This is a genomic window from Pararhizobium sp. PWRC1-1 (assembly GCF_049897905.1).
Taxonomy (GTDB): Bacteria; Pseudomonadota; Alphaproteobacteria; order Rhizobiales; family Rhizobiaceae; genus Pararhizobium.
Genome location: NZ_JAFCXE010000022.1, coordinates 79,075 through 96,510 on the forward strand (window position 1 = coordinate 79,075; position 17,436 = coordinate 96,510).

A 17,436-nucleotide genomic window follows, 5' to 3' on the forward strand; every position below is an offset into this window, starting at 1 on the left:
ACTTTGACAACGACCGCAGCCGATCCGGCATGCGGTCGCTTTCAACGCTGGCGTCAGGACATTGCGACCAGCAACTCGGTGTTACCAGCGGCCCGCGCTTTGGCCACCGTCCACACGGAGAATGTGACCTGTGACAAAGCTCGCCGACTCCAGATAGAGGACGGCATCGACGATATCGCGGATTTCGCCCATTCGGCCGACCGGGTGCAGGGCAGACAGTGCCGCGTGCGTCTCCGGTGGGTTCATGGGTGTCTTTATGATCCCGGGCGAAACGGCATTGACGCGAACTCCGCTCTTTGCGAACTCGATGGCCAGCTCTTGGGTCACGGCGTTCAGTCCGCCCTTGGTGAGGGAAGCCAGCGCTGCCGGCACCCCGGCGATCGGCTGATTGACCAGGCTTGTGGTGATGTTGACGATATGGCCGGAGCCCTGCTTCAGCATCTCGGTGGCCACACGCTGCGTGATATGGAAGAAGCCAGCCACGTTAACGCCCATGTTGTTGTCGAAGTCTTCTTGGGTGAAGTCGACGAATGGTTTGGCAAGGAAAACGCCTGCATTGTTGACCAGCGTGTCGATCCTGCCAAATCGCGCAAGGCCCTCACTGACCACGCGCTCGGCAGTCTCGCGCCTGCTGATATCACCCGCCACGGCCAGGATGCCGGAATCGGCGCTATCCTTGATCGATCGCGCGGTGGCGATGACACGGTAGTTCCTGTCCCGATACGCTTTCACGAGACCCGCGCCGATACCTTGCGAGGCTCCGGTAATTATAACGACCTTCTGTTCGATGCTCATTGAAATGTTCCTTGTACGATCGCAGCGGTGCAACGGGTGCGCCCGCCCCACGCCCTCGGCGCAGTGCAATTGTTTTAGAACCATCCGTGTTTCAGGTGAATTGCCGCCGGTTGGAAGACAGTCAACCGAAAATCGGGATAATCACTCGAGATTTCCTGCTTCGGCTGCCAGTCTTGTGAATTCGGCGCGCAGCCTGGGAACTGCAAAATCAACGAAAGCGCGCACCTTCGGTACCGTCATTCGGCCATGCGGTGACAGCAAATGTACCGGGAGGGGCGGGGGTTCTGCATCCGCGAGAACGATTTTAAGGCTGCCGTCTCTGACATATTCTGCGACGTGATAGGAATAGAGCCTGGTCACACCCCCGCCTCCGGCGGCTGAAGCGGCTGCTGCTCGAACGCTATTGACGATGCACCTCGGTGCGAAATGGACCGTACGCGGAATAGTCGAACCGTTGTTCGCTGTGAAGCTCCATGAATCGAGGCCGAAATTGCTGAACGCAATGATCTGGTGCTTCTGGAGGTCAGCAGGCTCTTCGATCCGAGGATGGCTGGCCAGGTAGCGAGGCGAGGCAACGACGACCCGCCTGACGTCCCCACCCAGTCGTGTCGCGACATGAGAAGAATCCGGAAGATGACCAATACGCAAGGTGATGTCGATACCCTCTTCTACAGGATTCACAAATCGGTCGAGAAGCAGAAGCCGCGCCGAAACTGCTGGATAGGCATCGAGGAAACTGTCGAGGGTCGATCGCAGGACCTCCTCGCCAAGGATGGGCGGAGCGGAAATGTTCAGCAGCCCGCGCGGAGCCGAGCGTTCACTGCTCGCTAGCATGTCAGCTTCCTCCAGATCGACAAGCATGCGCCGACAGGCGACAACATACCGTTCGCCGGCTTCGCTCAACTTCAATGCTCGGGTGGACCGGTGCAACAATTCGACACCGACATGGGCTTCCAAAAGGCCTAACGCTCTGCTGACCGCCGTTGGCGACCGCTTCAACTGCCGAGCAGCGGCGGCAAGGCTGCCCTCGTCGACCGCAGTAACGAACACTTTCATTGCGTCTATCCGGTCCATAAGCCTGCCGATCTTCGGGATATCGGGTACATAATTGCTTATATTCACCCGCATCCAGCAAGAAGCAAATCATCCACATCAGGTGACGACCGCGATTCGGAACATTCGCGCCGAACGGGACTTCGCCCGAGGCCGGCATACAACGCTTGACCGGGAAATGCCCAAAACTGTTCAGACAAACCGAACCATCTCTCTCGTGGAGCGGTCCGATCGATCTCAGCACACGCAGGACGGTGCACTTCCAGAGATACCACGGAGGCAAGGTCGTTTATGCCGGTGGCTAATCAGGCTTCGGCGTATCCGCTTCAAACTTTGGCGCGCGCATAGCGCTTGACATCCTTGACGGGACGAAGACTTCGGAGAGTAGGCTAGACTTTGCTTCCGCATATCGTCCCGCCAGAGCCGCTTCGCTGGCTTGGCACAAGTCACGATGTATGCGCTCGATACGTCCGACCGAAAGGGTGGGTGGCGCAAGCCGTGGCTCAGGTTGGCCTCGGCAATTGGCTTTCCGTTGAGTTGATCGGTAACAGGCGGTGGGCGGCTGAGCTGGGATAGGCGTGCCGATCGGTGCTGTCATATTGCCGTAGATTTCACGGTTGCTAGATCAATGGTCGGCATGACCAAGCTGACCGACAGCTATAAGAGCCATCGGCACTGTAACGTTAACCGAGCAGTGATCAAAATTTGGGATCTGGCGGCATGAGCAGATTTGCATGTGTTTCCAAGCCGCCAGGGGCGGCGGAGCTCAAATATCTCGACAATCAATCAGCAAGACAACCAAATTCGGCAGACCTATGCCATACTAAACAATATGCCTAACGACCTGCCCTATCTCATAAGCGAAGAGGCTGTGATCTCTTGGCGTGGTTCTCAAAAAGCAGGTTCGGCCGCGGGCCGATCGAATCCGTGTGGGCGGAGCTACGACCACCTCCCGTCACAAAGTCTGCAGCGACGCAAACAGTTCTCAGCGCGCCGAAGGGTAATACCGCCTAACGCCGGCGATTAGCCTATCAACATAAACACCCCAGCCCAGAATAAGGCTGACAATTCTCCCGCAACCAAAAAGCCGAAGACAGTATCGCTCATTAGCTCCTCCTTGGGCAACCTCCATTGCCGTGAGGTGAATGTAGGGCACCGGTGAAACATAAGCTACCGAAAATTCAACCCACGATTCGACCGGCCATACGATTGGCAGGGAGATAGCCCATGCAACTTTACCGATGATATATCGTCGCGGGAACGCGCCGGACCGCCGACGGCTACCTGATTGCGGAAGCCAAGGTGGGGGCGAGGTGGGCAGCCTGATCTGCTCACGATGCGCGTCTATCGGCACCGAAGAACTCTTTCCGACAAGAGCGTGCAGGCGTTTAATCATGCACCAGTTACGATCAATCACCCTGATGAGGCAGTCAACACGGGCGACCGGAAAGACCTTGCCGTCGGTGAGGTAAGCACGGCTTGTAAAAAGTACGGCGATTGGGTTTCACCGCCACCAAACAGAACACCAGTCGGTTTTGGCCGTCAAGGGTGCCGAGGAAGCCAAAGTACGACGCCGAACTCGACTCCACCAAGGCAACGGTTCTGGCATGACCGCGGATCCACAACCTATGCGGCCGCAGCCGGCTATGGGTTCCCCGATGGCACGACCGATCCCGAAAAGGATGCGACGCGTCAACTCGGCTCGCTGGTGATCGATCGGTATGAGCGGTTCTTCTCAGGCACCCGAACCGGCGACTATTCGCAGAAGCGCGCCTGGGCAGGGCGGCATTCCTCGAATTGACGAACCCCGGCAGCCACTCGCCGGTGGTGACTGGTTGGGCAACGGTGAAGGGTGACAATCGGGCAGCTTGAGGTCGAATACTCTCGTCGACGAACATTGCTGATCTCGTTGGGATGGCCACTCCAGTAGACAAGACTATAGAGAGGCTGCTGTGGCCGTTCCTAGTTCCGATATTGCCGGGTATCCTTGTGATCTAACTCAAAGGTCGTTGCGAGGCGAATTACATACTCCTCGGCAGCATCCGCAAGCGCCACGGCGATATCCGTCTGTGACAGTCCTTCGCTCTGCAGCCGTTCGATGAGGTCAAGCATACCGGCTTCAACTTTAAAGCGGCTCTCCGTCGGAGGGTCCAAATCTTCCAGGTTGAAAGTGGTGCCGGCCATCTCATTTATCCCCGCTGATGGACGAGGATCGCACAGAAACGGGCCAGCGCAAGCGAGACCTTAATTAACTATTAACGGAAACATTTCATGGAAAACCCGTTCAATGCCCGCATGCAGGCGACTACAGCCGGGTAGCGAGCGGCCAGCAATTTCGCAGAGCGTTTAGTGAGCGAGCCCAGGACTGTATGATGACTACCGAGTCATCATGAGCCTGTAAGCCAGCGTCATGTATTGATTGAGAGCGGAACGTCACCCTCATTTGCAGCTGTTTGCGCCGCGCGTGCTGGCCCGGCTACTGCCGGGCCGGCAAGGCCTAATTTATTCGATAATCTCAACTACAGTGCGAGTTTTTGGATTAACGAGCACACGCTTTTCGTTCACGATTACGTAACTATATGCTCGCACGCCAGTCCCAAACGGGGGTTCGCGAAGGCTGTAGGCTCCTAGGGTACTGCGACTTTAACAGTTCGGCGCTTTCACTGTGGATCATCGGGATCTCATGAGCTGGTGTTCCACTCCCGATTGTTCCCTCAACCAAGCGGCGCCGACCCAGTGACGGACATGCCAACGGCCTATGCAGGCCCCCGGGATGGGGTATTGTCGTTCTTCGAAAACGTCACACATGAGGCTCAACAGATCGCGAGCATTCTGACATCCCAATCTGCAGATCTCCATGGGTGTTCCTCCCACTGCGGTCGTGGTATATGAACGCCACGTTCGCACGGGAAGGCCATTCTTTGTTCTCGGATCCTGTCGGTGTTGTGAGGACGTTTCTCCCGTTCATCCAATCCCGCCACCACGATCCTATAGGAGCGGCGGCATTGTAGCTCTTGTGCAAGTCATGTTTCGACATCATATTCACAACAGGCAAGCTGGAGCCCCGCAGCGGCGCCTGGGTTAAGTGGCTGGCACCCTTGAGGATGCGCCCTTCCGCCCGACACCGTAAACTTAACCGGGGCTTTTAAAGAGGAAACAATGGCTGATCTTAGAAACTACCAAACCCGAATGTCGCCTGCCGGCGCACAGGCGGGGGCCGTAATCGACGAAGGTCTGCGCACCTATATGCTCAAGGTGTACAACCTTATGGCCCTCGGTCTGGCAATCACCGGTATTGCCGCCTACGCTGCGTTTCAGTTCGCTTTTGCGGACGGGCAACTGACAGCGTTCGGCCAGGCGATCTATGTGAGCCCGCTGAAGTGGGTAGTAATGCTCGCGCCGCTGGCTCTGGTGTTCTACATGAGCTTCCGTATCAACTCGATGAGCGTGTCGGCCGCGCAGACGACCTTCTGGGTCTATGCAGGCCTGATGGGCCTCTCGCTGTCTTCGATCTTCCTGATCTATACCGGCCAGAGCATCACTCAGACGTTCTTCGTCACGGCCGCTTCGTTCGGCGCTCTGTCGCTCTACGGCTACACCACCAAGCGTAGCCTGTCCGGCATGGGTTCGTTCCTGATGATGGGTCTGTTCGGCCTGATCATCGCTTCGATCGTCAACATCTTCCTCGCCTCGTCGGCGCTTGATTTTGCGATCTCGGCTATCGGTGTTCTGATCTTCGCAGGCCTCACCGCCTACGATACCCAGAAGATCAAGGAAATGTACTTCGAAGCAGACGGTGCCGAAGCCGCTGGCCGTAAGGCCATCATGGGCGCCCTGACGCTGTACCTCGACTTCATCAACCTGTTCCTGTTCATGCTGCGTTTCCTCGGAAACCGCGAATAGTCCAGACTGGTAAAATCTGAAAAGGCGGCTTCGGCCGCCTTTTTTGTTGAAGTAATAGTGGAAAGGCTACACGAAGATAGTCACACGTCTCGCTGAAATCCACAGGTCAAGGCGAATGCTGCGTTCGTTTGAGTTCGCGACCTTTTATGCGCGCCGGACTAATCTGTCAGCAGGGTGACTAGGCCAACCACGACCGGCCCCATAAGTGGTAGTAAAACGTTGGAAATTGCGTAGGTGACCGTATAGCCGATCACGGGAGTTGAGTTTCCGGCCTGGGAGACCAGCGCGCTAATGGTCGGAGTGCTGCAATGCTGACCGGCGATAACGCCTAGAAGAATAGGCGCTTCGATCTTCATCAACTTCCAACCGACAAACAGCGAAACGACGGCCGGTAGAAATGAAACCAGCAAGCCAAGAACCGGCAGGATTAGGCCGTATTTCATGATCAGATTGATGGCATCGGGACCGGCGCTGAGACCTATCGCTGCGATGAATGTGGCAAGGCCAAAGTCCTTGGCGAATTCCACTGCAGCGGGCGGCAGACCACCGCGCATCGGGTTGCGCATAATCAGCCAACCGAAGATGAGCCCGGAAATAAGCGCGCCAGCGCCGAGCCCCAGTTCCAGGGCGCCAATTTAAGGTGGAAATGCCCGATCACGAGTCCGAGTGCGAGGCCAAGGCCGGGTAATACGAAATCGGTACGCTCGCCTGAAGGCACGGATTTACCCAGTTTGCCCGCCGCCCGCTCTATCGCCTGCTCCGGGCCGTAGAGGGTGATGATGTCCCCTTGCTGTAAAATCGTGCCGGAAAGAGCCGGGATGCTGTGTCCCAGCGCCGGACGTTGGATATGAATATGCCGCGCTGCAACTCAGCTGATGCCAGTTGCCTCATTTGCCGAATCTGACGCCCGAAAGCCTCCTCTATTCTCTGCCTCTTCAGAACTCATCCTAAATCGTAGTGGGCAATCGCCTTCGAAGGGCCTGATGATCCAATTTATTTCATTATCCGCCTCGTCGATTGCCCAAGCTAATACAAGGAACCAACATATCCCACAAATCAAACCTGCCTGTCCCGCGAGAGCCATCGCCTTCAGCGCCGAGACGGGAGGATAATAGAAAAGGATGGGATGGAGTGTCGCCGGTTTCGGGATTTTTGCGACAAACTCACATGGAGAATATACAAGAAATCAAATTACTGCGAGACAAAGCATGCTTCTGAACCGACGTACCTTGCTCGCAATGGGAGTGCTTGGGATGACAGGTCCTCTGGCTGCTCGGACAGCTATGTTTAAAATCCTGTATGAGGGCAATCTCCTCGCCGATTATTTCAAAATATACCTGCGCGACGAAGCCCATCCTGATTTACCCGACGACTACACCAATGAAGTGATCGCCAGGCGCCTCATGGCCGGGCCGTATGCGGTCATTCTCCACACAGCACGCAATATGACCGTGCCGATCCGCGTTGAATGGCACGACAAACGACCCGCTCTCGATCTCGATGCCACCAACACGTTGTCGAGACTCATTTCGATAGTCCCTCCGGTCAACTCGTGCTAGCTGGCTTGACGGATTACGATCCCACCGCTCCGCGACTTTCGGTGAAAGCGGGGCCGCTTGGAGTGCGAGCGAGCTTTTCCGGTCTAGATACGCTCAGTGAAAATGGTCTTGAAGGAGATGACCAATACGTGGTTCAACTCTGGCCCGGAGTTGAACCGGAAGGCGTGCGTGTGTTGAAAGCATGGTTCGGCGGATAACCTCTGTCGCGCAAATCCTAAAACCCGCGACAACTCTACGCTGCTGCGCCGGCGCTTCCACGGTGATGGTGCGATCCGTTGAAGCCGAGGACCTCGACAAACGATGCCAGCTTTGTCGAGTGCATCGACAGCAGTGATGTCCCGCAGATGCGCCGCGTTCCTCTCGATGGTCATATCGCAGTCTCCGAGAAGTTGAGGGCGTGCACGAAGCTCGCTGCGGGCGCACAGAAGATCCGGCCTTCGATGACAGAAGTCATGGCGCGGCGTCCGCATCGCCACGTCAGGAGACAACAACCCGGTCACCTGGTGAGTCTGACAATTCCGTACGGATTAAACCTGAATTCTTCCACCTCAAAACCGAAGGACAAGTTACAACGGCGTTCCTTCAGACCCGGGTCGAGCCCCCTTGTGCGCGATCTCGTCGACCACATCCATTATTGCGACGGCGTGCGTTTCACTGCCCCGCAATTCTAGCACTTATGCCTGCAATTCCCGGCGACCCCCGTTGCGACATTGTGAACGGAGATCACCGGCTCTATACTCGATGGTCGAAGCTACCGCCACCGGTGCGGCGGCTTCACATCAGCCGTGCGACTGTGAGTTGAAGCCTCACCACGCACTTGACTCCCCGACGCATTGTGACAACTTCCAACCGAAGTTTGCGTTGGAGAGAATGAAATGAAATTAGCAGTAGCAGTTATTGGCATGGTTCTTTCCGCTGGCACCGTTCAGGCAGCTACCTGCGAGAGTAATTTTAAGGTATCCGGCGTGCCTCTGGTGACGGCAGTAAGTTACAAATCTTGGCAGGAGTTTCCAAAGGCAAAAGCTGCGACAGTGCTGCAGAATCTTGCGCAGGCAGTCTCGGCCGAAGGCTTTTCCGGCGTGAAGATCGATAAAGCACTTTCATCTATCGACGCTCATCAGGAGGCGACAGGCTCAGGCAGAATTCAAACCTTGCGTGTTGTCGCTCGGCAAAAAGGCGCGGGCGTAAGGGTTGATGTTGTATTCAATATTCAGGCTGGACAGGTCACTGACAAAAGCATTGTTCGGGAAGGCATCTGTAACATCGTGAGCGGCGCACTCTGACGTAGCCGGCGCCGAGGGCACGAGCCCGCCAGCCATTGTTGAGTTTCAGCAGGATTTGACCCATTTTTCATTTCGCGTCAGCCCACCACATCCGATGTAGTGAATTGTCCGCAAACAACTTTGTTCGGCCCGAGTGGATCACGGCGAAATTAAAAAATGGGGATGCGGACGAAAACTTGGACTACCTAGGAGGTAGTTTATGTACGCAGACAGGATCCTGGCGGTCGAGCTCTACATCAAGCTCGGTAAACGTGTCAGGGCGCCCATTCGGCAGCAACGCCTCGATTTGCCTGCGGGCTGTGCGGTCCGAGCCCCCAAGTACACTGAGGCGCAGAAGAAGGCGGCAGTTGAGCACTACCTCACTCATGATCGCTGCCGCCGTGCAAATGTGCCCAGTTGCGCCCTAATCCCTAGAAATGGTGGTCGCTTCCGGTCGCCCCACCTACTGCGCACCAATAGCAAAGATCAGCTCCGGGGCTGTAGCAAGGCCAGGACGACCGTCGATGCGGCTAGCATGGCGGTAAGAGTTAGGGGCCCCGTAGCGCCATAAGTGTCTACGATATAGCCTCCAACAAGCGCGCCAATAGTGATTGCCACCTGGAATGAGGTCACCATTAGGCTGCCCGCTGCCTCCAGCGCGTCGGGCGCGGCGCGGGATAGATTGGTTGGCAGCACCACCGGCGCCATGCCGAAGGCGAAGCCCCACAGCGCCGCGAAGCCGAAGGCGACCCCGATGTGTACGCCCCAAAGCACCAAAGCGAGCGCCGCAAACGCCATTAGCGCGGCGGTGATTGCGAGGGCAATGCGGATATTGGCGTCGGCCAAGCGACCACCGGCGATGTTACCGATCACAGCAGCGATGCCAAATCCCAGTAGCGCCAGGGCAATCGGCCCGGTTGCCAGGAGCGTAACCTGTTCGAGGAAAGGGCGAACATATACCGAGCCGGCGAAGTGCCCCGTCATTAGCAAGAGGATAGCAAGCATGCCAATCTGAATGCCACGCCGCCGTGTCAGCCGAAAGACGTCGGCGAGGCTGTTGCTTGTGGTTGCAGGCAAGGTCGGCAGACTGAGCCACTGCAGCAACATGGCAAGTGCGGCCAGCCCCGCTGTCATGGCCATGGCGGTGCGCCAACCCAACCAGTCGCTGATTAATGCACCCATCGACGGTGCGGCGATGGTGGCGAGCGAGACGCCAAGCGTCACGATAGCCATGCCCCGGCCTGTCGCATTGGCGCCAACCAGTCTTGCTACGACGGCGACTGAAAGCGCCCAGAAAGCGCTGAGGGCGATGCCGAGTCCGGCTCGACCTAACAACAATAGCCAAAAATCGGTCGCAGTCGCCGCAAGAATGTTGGAACCGACCGCCAAGGCGCTCAGAGCAACCAGCACTGTCTTGCGGTTCAATCGGCCAATCAGAACATTGCTCAGTATAGCCGTCACGGCGCCGACAGAAGCGGTGGCAGTAACGACCTGTCCGGCCATTCCCTCGCTGACGCCGAGATCGCGCGCCATTGGTGTCAACATGCCTGCCGGCATGAACTCGGCCGACACCAGAGCAAAGCTGGTTGCCGCCATCGAAAGGACCGCGAACCAAGTGGCCGAGCTCCACGCGGCTGGTGGCGTAGGGGCATCGGGGTTTGTCACCGCGCCTTCAAGCTGGAATGTTGTGTCTGCCATTGAGGTTTCTCCAAGAGTTGGAGACCTTCATAGACGAGTCTTCTCGGATGAGATGTATCCTAAAATCCGAAATCCCTATCCGTTCGTCCGGAAATTGTGCGACGCACAACGCCGGGCGAGACATTGGTAATTCGTTTGAACGCGCGAGCGAAGGACGCCTCAGACTCATACCCCAACCGGGTAGCGACGTCGGCAACCGACATGCCACTTTGGCCCAACAACTCGCGAGCAAGCTGCATACGCAGACGGGCGAGATAGTGTGCCGCGCCTTCCCCTAAAACAGCGCTGAAGCGCCCTGCAAAAATCGAGCGCGATTGACCAGCCACGGCAGCGAGTCTCTCCAGGGTCCAGTTATGGCCGGGGTCTCGGTGCATGGCTGCCAGCGCACGGCCGATATTGGGGTCGCGGATGGCGGCGAGCCAACCGATTGTCGGGGCGCCTGTGCAATTGACCCAACAGCGGATGAGCCGCGCTGTGAGCAGGTCCGCCATTCGCGATAAGATCGTGGCGCTGCCCATCTGTGGGTGTGTTGCCTCCGCCGTCATAGCGGCCAGCAAGGGACCAACAATCGGGTCATTGCCGGCCACGTCACAGCCCTTGATGATTGGCGGCATCAAAGTGATCAAGGGATCGAGGGCACAAACACCCAAGGCCATCGAGCCGCAGAAGAGGGTGCTTGTCGCACCTGTCCCTTCTCGCACCACTTCGCAAACGTTGCTCCCCAACTTGGTCACCTGACATCCGTTGAGAGAGTCGTCAACCACGTCCGGCGCACTGGCAAGTCGATGGGCGATGCCTTGCGGCAGCAGCACCAGATCGCCATCGCGTAACTCCTGCCAGCCTTGCGTTTTCGTATGGATCCAGCATGGACCTTGGCTTACAAAGTGAAAACGCAGCAGCTGTTGTTGCGGAAAGGCGATGCTCCATGGGTGCCGGAGCTCGCAACGGCTATAATTAACGCCACTCAAGCGGAAGTCTTGCAGGACTTCGCTTAGCGCATCCATTGGAATATGTGGTGAAGGCGGTTGGGACGAACGGTCAAGCATCTGGGCATTATAGATGCCAAGCGTCCGGTAGGCAAATGTGAACAGAGGCCCGTAGCTCGCCATTCCAACACTTTCAGCGTCAAGGTGGGTTAGCCGAACGGCATCCGAGAACGTGGCGCGCCTTGCTTCTATCGCTCTACGTCTAAGTCATTAGTTTTTTTGATTCAAAGCCAAGAAAGCACGCAGGACCGTATCTCATCAAGGCGAGCGGATTTCTCTTATTTATTTGACGGAGTCAGGGCGGCTGCATCCGGCGCATGTCTGTCAGCTGTCGTTTCATCCGGCTGACGCGCGCCTGCTCGTCAGGAGGGCGGCGCATGCCGACGGCGGTGGAGAGGATGTCGATGACGGACCAGGGCGGCGATTCGGGAAATCGTCGGCGTGTAGGTGTTGGTGTTTTCCAGCGTTTCGACGATGATCGACACATCACAATAGGTGGTCAGTAGTAAATCCGAGCCGGTCAGGCTGATGACCTTGGCGCCGTTTTCCCTAAGTCGAACTTCGGAATAATCACATTTCTTGCCGTAGGGGGAGTGATCTTCACTGCGGTCGGCGTGGCATTTATCCTCAATGCGGTTTTCGGGATCGAATGGACAATTGGCTTCCTGCTTAGCGCAATCATAGCGCCCCCCGACGCGGTCGCGCCGATCGGGAGGCAACTACAATATCAAACTCTCTATGGCCGAAATCGCCGGATGTACGACCTTTGAGACATAAAGGTATGGATCTATCATCTTGACAACTTTAACGCTGATGGAGAGTGCTATGAAACAGAAACCACGTGGTACTGCATTGATAACAGGAGCTTCTTCGGGGATCGCCGGGGCTACGATTTGTCACTTGAATTGTCCGCTAAAGAAATCAACCTATCGTTGAGCTTATTGTCATAAACTTAATAATTCTACGCAAATGTATGCTGCAGCCAGCCCTTTTTAAGGGAACTTCGAAACGCAATTCGACTTGCGGCTCTCAGCGATTGGCAGACTGCGCCGTTCCTCGCAACTTCACAATCACAGCTTATCATTTTGACGTCTGGTCATGGAGGAAGTTTGGTGCCTGAGTTTTTCGAGAGCAGAGCGGGAAAGCAACTCCTTGCGTTGACCGCGGGTGCGCTGGTTCTGTGGAGCGTTGGATACGTCTGGCACCTCCAGATATTCAGCGCCTTTAAGACTCTGTCTGTCGATACGATCGACGCCTGGGTCCTCAGCATCTTTATCTTTGGTCTTGCGAGTTTTGTTTATTCGCTGCTCCGCATCTTTGATCTGCGCAAAGAGATGCACCGACAGCACCAGCATGCCCGACGGTCCCATTGGATCGCCACACATGATCACTTAACTGGGCTACCAAACCGATACGCGTTCGAAAACTTCGAAATTTTGCAGCCTCTGCTGAATGAGGACGACGACCATCAACCGATGGCAACTATTTTTTCGATTGACCTAGACGGGTTCAAGAAGGTCAATGACCTGGTCGGGCATCAGGGCGGAGACCAGTTGTTGCGGGATGTCTCGAAACGCTTGGCAGCATTTGCCGACGAGGGTTGTGTTTTCCGTTTTGGTGGCGACGAGTTCATCGTCGTCGCCAGAGGATTGGCGCCTGAAAAGTCAGGCCGTTTTGGCAATTTGATCATTCATTCCCTCACCCGCCCAATCCAAGTGGGTGTGATCTGGTGTCAGGTGGGTGCAAGCATTGGATATGCGCGCTGGCCGGAGCATGGCGATCTATTGCAGGATGTTTGCCACAAGTCCGATATCGCCCTTTATGAGGCCAAGAGCAAAGGCGCCAACACGTCCTTGGCGTTTCACGAGGACATGCAGCAGAAGGTTTTAGCACGCGCAAAGCTCGAGGGTCAGCTGCGAGACGCTATTGATGCAGGCCGCATCAAGCCTTTTTATCAGCCTCTCATTGATCTTCGCTCCGGCGCCGTTTGCGGATTCGAAGCGCTGGCTCGCTGGACGGAAGAAGACGGCTCTAATGTTTCGCCGCTAATTTTCATAACAATCGCTGAGGAGACTGGTCTGATTACCACCTTGTTTCAGCAGTTGCTTGCGACAGCCTGCGAAGATTCAAAGCTGTGGCCGGAGGAGATCGTTCTCGCCTTCAATTTGTCACCCGTCCAAATGGAGGACCGACTGCTAACCTCTCGAATTCTGGAAATTCTGAAGACCGCGGGTCTTCCGCCGGCACGTTTGGAAGTGGAGATCACTGAAAATGCCTTGATTGAGGATCCGGAGCTTGCTGCCTCAATCATCGACGATCTGCACAATGCTGGTATCCAAGTCGCGCTTGACGACTTTGGTACCGGATATTCCAGCCTGGCACAGCTGGCTCGGTACAAATTCGACAAGATCAAGATTGACAAAAGTTTCGTCTCGTCACTTCGTAAAAAGGGCGACCGACACGACAAAATCGTCCAGGCACTCCTGAACCTCAGCAAGGGCCTTGAAATAAAGACGACAGTCGAAGGAATTGAGGATAACGCCCAGTTGGCCTACTTTCTGCAAGAAGGCTGTGATATCGGCCAAGGGTACCTCTTCGGCAAAGCGATGCCGGCGTCGGAGACGGTGAGCTTCCTTGAAAGTCGCGACCGGATGTTACACACATCCACAATCGTTTCGGCGCATTCATGAGTTGAAGGCTCAATGGCGGCGCGGAACAAAGGTTTTGCGTTTGGACCCATGCCCAACCACAGGGCAGGCAAAGATCTCGACAGGATAAGCTCTATGAAAACGCCTCTCCGACCGACATCTACCAGCGCGATCAACGCCGTCGAGGCGGCGGTCGAGTTTTAGCGGAAGATGGCAGAGGCGAACATCGACCATTCCAGAACCCCTTCAGATCGTACTCCGGATTGGCATCAATATCCGCGATGTGATCGGTGTAGGCTCAGATATCTATGGCGAGGGGGTCTATATTGCAGCCCGGCTGGAAGCGCTTGCTGAGCCGGGCGGCATCTGCCTGTCCGAAAAGGTCCACAATGAGTTCGAGGCAAAATCTCAATAACGATGAAGGACCTCGGACTGGTGCAGCTCAAGAACGTCGTTGCGCCAGTCAGGACCTTTAGAATGGAGACGGCCCTGCACTCCTCAATGAAACACTTTATCGCGTTAGGGAGTTTACCACCGTCGCCGTTCTGCCCCTCACAAACATGTCGGGAAACACGGAACAGGACTATTTCGCCGACGGCATTACGGAAGACATCAGCACCGAGTTGAGCCGATTCAAGAATCTTTCCGTCGTAGCTCGGAACACCACGTTCAGCTACAAAGGGCAATCGGTAAACGCGGCGGAGGTTGGGCGACAGCTCGGTGCGGATTTCGTGCTCGAAGGCAGCGTTCGGCCGGCTGGCCAGCGCATCCGCGCCACCGGTATAGTTGATCGATGCACTGACCGGCGCGCATGTCTTCGCCGAGAAATTCGATCGCGAGATGGCGGACATCTTCGCCGTTCAAGATGAAATCGTCGAGGCGACCCGGCGTTTGTTTTTCAATCTTCAAGAGGTCGCCGGCATCGTGCGCGGAAGAACTTCCACGACGACTTTCTCCGCCTATACTTCGTGGCTCCGAGCAGGGGCGGCTTGGCGCAACGGTGACGAACAGGGTGCGCGCGAGCACATGCATGAGGCGATCCGCATCGACCCGAATTATGCGCCCGCTCTACCAAGGCACCGCCGATTCAAAACGAGCGATGGCTCAGGACTAGGACCCGGACCGTTCAAAGTTCCTGACGCCCAGTGCTCGACGTCGGGTCCTCTATGGCCTTGGCGAGGCGGTCGAGTTCCTGCGAATAACAGAAGAGCCCGAATAGCACCATCAGCACGTACACCGTCCTTATGAAGGTCTGGCCGACGGGCATTAGGGCGTCTATCTCAGGAAGGTGCCTGAAGAAGAGGACAGAGAACAATGCGCCTCCAAAAAAGAAGCTTACACGGCTCGCAAACGAACAAAGATGCGCGGCGAAGATGTTGTGAAACGGAGCGACAACGGCTACCCACTTGAAGCGTACCCAGTACAATCCGTGCAGTACGGACGCAAAGATTATAATGAGGACTTGCTGAGAGAAGTCTAGTTCCTGCCGCTCTCCGAGATGCGTCACGACTTGCCGGAACAACGGAAATACGATTACGAACAGAGCAGAGGCCGCCGCGGTTTGCCCGGCAAGTAGCGTCGCATACGCCCATCCGCTTGACCTCCAGCGCATTCCCTGGTCCTCCTCGCCAGCTTAACTGAACCCCGCAAGACGCTGGGCAAACCAGAACGCCGAGACCGTGCCGATGAAATAGGCGAGCCACGGACGCAGTCGCGAAACTTCAAGCGCCAAGGCCGCCCGTAGGCTGGCCATGACTGCGAGGACAACGCCAACGAAGGCGAGTTGGCCCGCCTCGACGCCAATATTAAAGGTCAGTAACGCCAGCGGCACATCTTTCTGTGGCAACCCGATGTCGCGGAGCGCACCGCCGAATCCAAAGCCATGAAGAAGCCCGAATAGAAAGCTGACTATCCATGGATAGCGGTTGGAAAGGTTGGCCTGGTTGCCACGCAGGATTTCGGCGGCGACGAACATGATGCTAAGGGCAATCAATGCCTCGATAGGCGCTTGCGGAGCCGATGCGATGCCAAGCGCGGAGAACGCCAAGGTCACCGAGTGAGCAGCCGTAAACGCGGTGATCGTCAAAAGCAATGACCGCGTGTTTCGGATAAGAAGGAGAAGGGCGAGAACAAAGAGCAGATGGTCAAAGCCCGTTATGATGTGTTCGACCCCGAGAACGAAATAGGTGCGGGCTGTTTCGAGAGCACCTGGCTGGGCGACGACGATCATCTCGGGCGATTGCGGCGTGACGCGGCTTGTCTGGACGGTTCCATCGAGGTTGACGATCCTGACAAGAGCATCGGTGTATGTAGACGACAACCCATCTACAGAGATCGATTGTTTTGCCAGCCGACCCTCGCAGACCATGCGCCAGCGAGTGACATAGGCTGTTTCAACATGACCTCCAGCGGGTTCGGAAAGTTGACGGCAAATACTCGGAAAACGCGGGTAGAGCGCCATCTTCAGTTCCCCGCGGGCGGGCACCTTCCACGTGACCGCGTAATGCCCGCCGCGAGCCGTTTCATCGATCTGGAGGAATGCGGGCCGCAATTCGTGTGCTTGCGCTGTAACTGCCCAAGCAAGGCACGCGAGCGCGAAGAGTGCGAGCCTGATCATTCGACACCGGAAGCGCTGACAAGGGACGATGCTTGCTCGGCAGGCCAGAGGACTTTGACATCGTACCTGGCCTTCATTTCGGCGTATCGCTTGTCTGTGATTTCCTTCCGTCGGTCACTCTCCCAGTCAAGCCGAACCTTGTCCCGCACGTCTGTGAGCGTGATGCCGGCCTGCGCAACACTCTGGTCAAGGAAGACCAGGTGGGTCCCATAGGACGACCGGAGCGGTCCCGACCACTGTCCTACCGTACCCGAGGCAGCGCCGACGACGAATTCACGGCCGAACACCGCCTCGACTTCCTTTCCGTCGGTCAGGTCCATGCCAGACGGAAGCGTCGAAGCGTCTCCCAAGGTCTCCGCATCAATATCGATGGAGCCAGCACTAAGTCTCGAGAGTACCTCTTTTGCCGCTAATTCGCCTTCGTCTCCGGGGCGGGAACTTTTGAAAAATATCTGTTGAAATGCCAGCTTCGTCGGTTGTTCGTACCTTTTAGCGTGTTCGCGGAAGTACGCTTCGAGCTCACCGTCCCGGGGCGTAAGTTCCTCTGCGTTGGGTTCTAGCAAAAACTCCAGCTTCTGCTGCATCCGGCGGCGAAAGATCGTGTCATCCTGATCAAGGCCCATGTCCTGCCCCTCCCGGTAAAAGACCTCTTCCTTGACATAGCCGTCGACAAGACCCTGGAGTTCCAACTTAGTCGGCGGGCGCTGCCATGTGCGCGAAAAAGTCTCGAACAACTGAGACAGCTGCCCTTGCCCGACCTCAATTGACCGTCTGTCACGCGAGACAGGCGTCTGGTCGATCAGCGAGTAAGAAGCGAAGATCACACCGCCCGCCAACAAAAAATGGACGAGCGGTTCGCCGAGTATCTTACGGACGACAGTCATTTTCGACCTCCTGCACTTCGGGCAGTTGACA

Annotated in this window: 16 protein-coding genes and 3 pseudogenes; 7 read left to right on the plus strand and 12 right to left on the minus strand. The window is 56.5% G+C overall.

Going from position 1 to position 17,436, the window contains the following annotated elements; all coding sequences use genetic code 11:
- Positions 1-81: 81 nt before the first annotated feature.
- Together ACP7E0_RS27030 and ACP7E0_RS27035 are read right to left on the minus strand one after the other, a co-directional pair.
- Positions 82-795: an SDR family NAD(P)-dependent oxidoreductase gene (locus ACP7E0_RS27030; RefSeq protein ID WP_426129475.1), complete on the minus strand. Its 714-nt coding sequence runs from the start codon at positions 793-795 to the stop codon at positions 82-84.
- 141 nt (positions 796-936) lie between these two features.
- Positions 937-1,869 (minus strand): LysR family transcriptional regulator, encoded by a 933-nt coding sequence (locus ACP7E0_RS27035; protein ID WP_426129535.1) that lies wholly within the window; start codon positions 1,867-1,869, stop codon positions 937-939.
- Between the two features lie 1,315 nt (positions 1,870-3,184).
- Between ACP7E0_RS27035 and ACP7E0_RS27040 the strand changes: the two are divergent.
- Both ACP7E0_RS27040 and ACP7E0_RS27045 read left to right on the plus strand, forming a co-directional pair.
- Positions 3,185-3,292 (plus strand): annotated as a pseudogene (locus ACP7E0_RS27040) (DUF2213 domain-containing protein); the annotation flags it as partial.
- A 171-nt stretch (positions 3,293-3,463) separates the two neighbouring features.
- Positions 3,464-3,846: pseudogene (locus ACP7E0_RS27045) on the plus strand (DnaT-like ssDNA-binding protein); the annotation flags it as partial.
- Here ACP7E0_RS27045 and ACP7E0_RS27050 read toward each other — a convergent pair.
- Together ACP7E0_RS27050 and ACP7E0_RS27055 are read right to left on the minus strand one after the other, a co-directional pair.
- A complete protein-coding gene (locus ACP7E0_RS27050) occupies positions 3,811-4,032 on the minus strand; it encodes a hypothetical protein (protein ID WP_426129477.1) in 222 nt (73 codons plus the stop codon). The pseudogene ACP7E0_RS27045 and the gene ACP7E0_RS27050 overlap by 36 nt on opposite strands.
- 318 nt (positions 4,033-4,350) lie before the next feature.
- Positions 4,351-4,437, minus strand: a complete 87-nt coding sequence (locus tag ACP7E0_RS27055) for a DUF1236 domain-containing protein (RefSeq protein WP_426129537.1) — start codon at positions 4,435-4,437, stop codon at positions 4,351-4,353.
- 570 nt (positions 4,438-5,007) lie between these two features.
- Between ACP7E0_RS27055 and ACP7E0_RS27060 the strand changes: the two genes are divergently transcribed.
- Complete coding sequence (locus ACP7E0_RS27060) at positions 5,008-5,751, plus strand: Bax inhibitor-1/YccA family protein (RefSeq protein ID WP_426129479.1); 744 nt, start codon at positions 5,008-5,010, stop codon at positions 5,749-5,751.
- A gap of 158 nt (positions 5,752-5,909) precedes the next feature.
- On the opposite strand, the gene ACP7E0_RS27065 is transcribed toward ACP7E0_RS27060, so the two are convergent.
- A complete protein-coding gene (locus ACP7E0_RS27065; protein ID WP_426129539.1) occupies positions 5,910-6,386 on the minus strand; it encodes a hypothetical protein in 477 nt (158 codons plus the stop codon).
- A 618-nt stretch (positions 6,387-7,004) separates the two neighbouring features.
- Here ACP7E0_RS27065 and ACP7E0_RS27070 point away from each other — a divergent pair.
- The 3 genes and pseudogenes from ACP7E0_RS27070 to ACP7E0_RS27080 form a co-directional block, all read left to right on the plus strand.
- Entirely contained in the window at positions 7,005-7,310 is a 306-nt protein-coding gene (locus ACP7E0_RS27070) for a hypothetical protein (RefSeq protein WP_426129481.1), read from the plus strand.
- Between the two features lie 875 nt (positions 7,311-8,185).
- Complete coding sequence (locus tag ACP7E0_RS27075; protein WP_426129483.1) at positions 8,186-8,593, plus strand: hypothetical protein; 408 nt, start codon at positions 8,186-8,188, stop codon at positions 8,591-8,593.
- Between the two features lie 199 nt (positions 8,594-8,792).
- Positions 8,793-8,969: pseudogene (locus tag ACP7E0_RS27080) on the plus strand (IS3 family transposase); the annotation flags it as partial.
- 89 nt (positions 8,970-9,058) lie between these two features.
- On the opposite strand, the gene ACP7E0_RS27085 reads toward ACP7E0_RS27080, so the two are convergent.
- The 3 genes from ACP7E0_RS27085 to ACP7E0_RS27095 all read right to left on the minus strand — a co-directional run bounded on the left by ACP7E0_RS27085 (position 9,059) and on the right by ACP7E0_RS27095 (position 11,975).
- Complete coding sequence (locus tag ACP7E0_RS27085) at positions 9,059-10,270, minus strand: MFS transporter (RefSeq protein WP_426129485.1); 1,212 nt, start codon at positions 10,268-10,270, stop codon at positions 9,059-9,061.
- 59 nt (positions 10,271-10,329) lie between these two features.
- Positions 10,330-11,316 (minus strand): cupin domain-containing protein, encoded by a 987-nt coding sequence (locus tag ACP7E0_RS27090; RefSeq protein WP_426129541.1) that lies wholly within the window; start codon positions 11,314-11,316, stop codon positions 10,330-10,332.
- A 302-nt stretch (positions 11,317-11,618) separates the two neighbouring features.
- Positions 11,619-11,975 (minus strand): hypothetical protein, encoded by a 357-nt coding sequence (locus tag ACP7E0_RS27095; RefSeq protein WP_426129487.1) that lies wholly within the window; start codon positions 11,973-11,975, stop codon positions 11,619-11,621.
- Between the two features lie 393 nt (positions 11,976-12,368).
- Here ACP7E0_RS27095 and ACP7E0_RS27100 point away from each other — a divergent pair, with 393 nt between their 5' ends.
- Positions 12,369-13,946: a putative bifunctional diguanylate cyclase/phosphodiesterase gene (locus tag ACP7E0_RS27100; protein ID WP_426129488.1), complete on the plus strand. Its 1,578-nt coding sequence runs from the start codon at positions 12,369-12,371 to the stop codon at positions 13,944-13,946.
- 627 nt (positions 13,947-14,573) lie between these two features.
- On the opposite strand, the gene ACP7E0_RS27105 is transcribed toward ACP7E0_RS27100, so the two are convergent.
- The 4 genes from ACP7E0_RS27105 to ACP7E0_RS27120 all read right to left on the minus strand — a co-directional run bounded on the left by ACP7E0_RS27105 (position 14,574) and on the right by ACP7E0_RS27120 (position 17,405).
- On the minus strand, positions 14,574-14,936 hold the full coding sequence (locus ACP7E0_RS27105) for a hypothetical protein (protein WP_426129490.1): 363 nt from the start codon (positions 14,934-14,936) through the stop codon (positions 14,574-14,576).
- Positions 14,937-15,030: 94 nt separating this feature from the next.
- Positions 15,031-15,516: a hypothetical protein gene (locus tag ACP7E0_RS27110; RefSeq protein WP_426129492.1), complete on the minus strand. Its 486-nt coding sequence runs from the start codon at positions 15,514-15,516 to the stop codon at positions 15,031-15,033.
- Between the two features lie 21 nt (positions 15,517-15,537).
- A complete protein-coding gene (locus ACP7E0_RS27115; RefSeq protein WP_426129494.1) occupies positions 15,538-16,521 on the minus strand; it encodes a HupE/UreJ family protein in 984 nt (327 codons plus the stop codon).
- The gene (locus tag ACP7E0_RS27120; protein ID WP_426129496.1) at positions 16,518-17,405 is read right to left on the minus strand and encodes a peptidyl-prolyl cis-trans isomerase; all 888 of its coding nucleotides are present in this window, start codon (positions 17,403-17,405) and stop codon (positions 16,518-16,520) included. Before ACP7E0_RS27120 ends, ACP7E0_RS27115 begins: the two co-directional genes overlap by 4 nt.
- Positions 17,406-17,436: the final 31 nt, after the last annotated feature.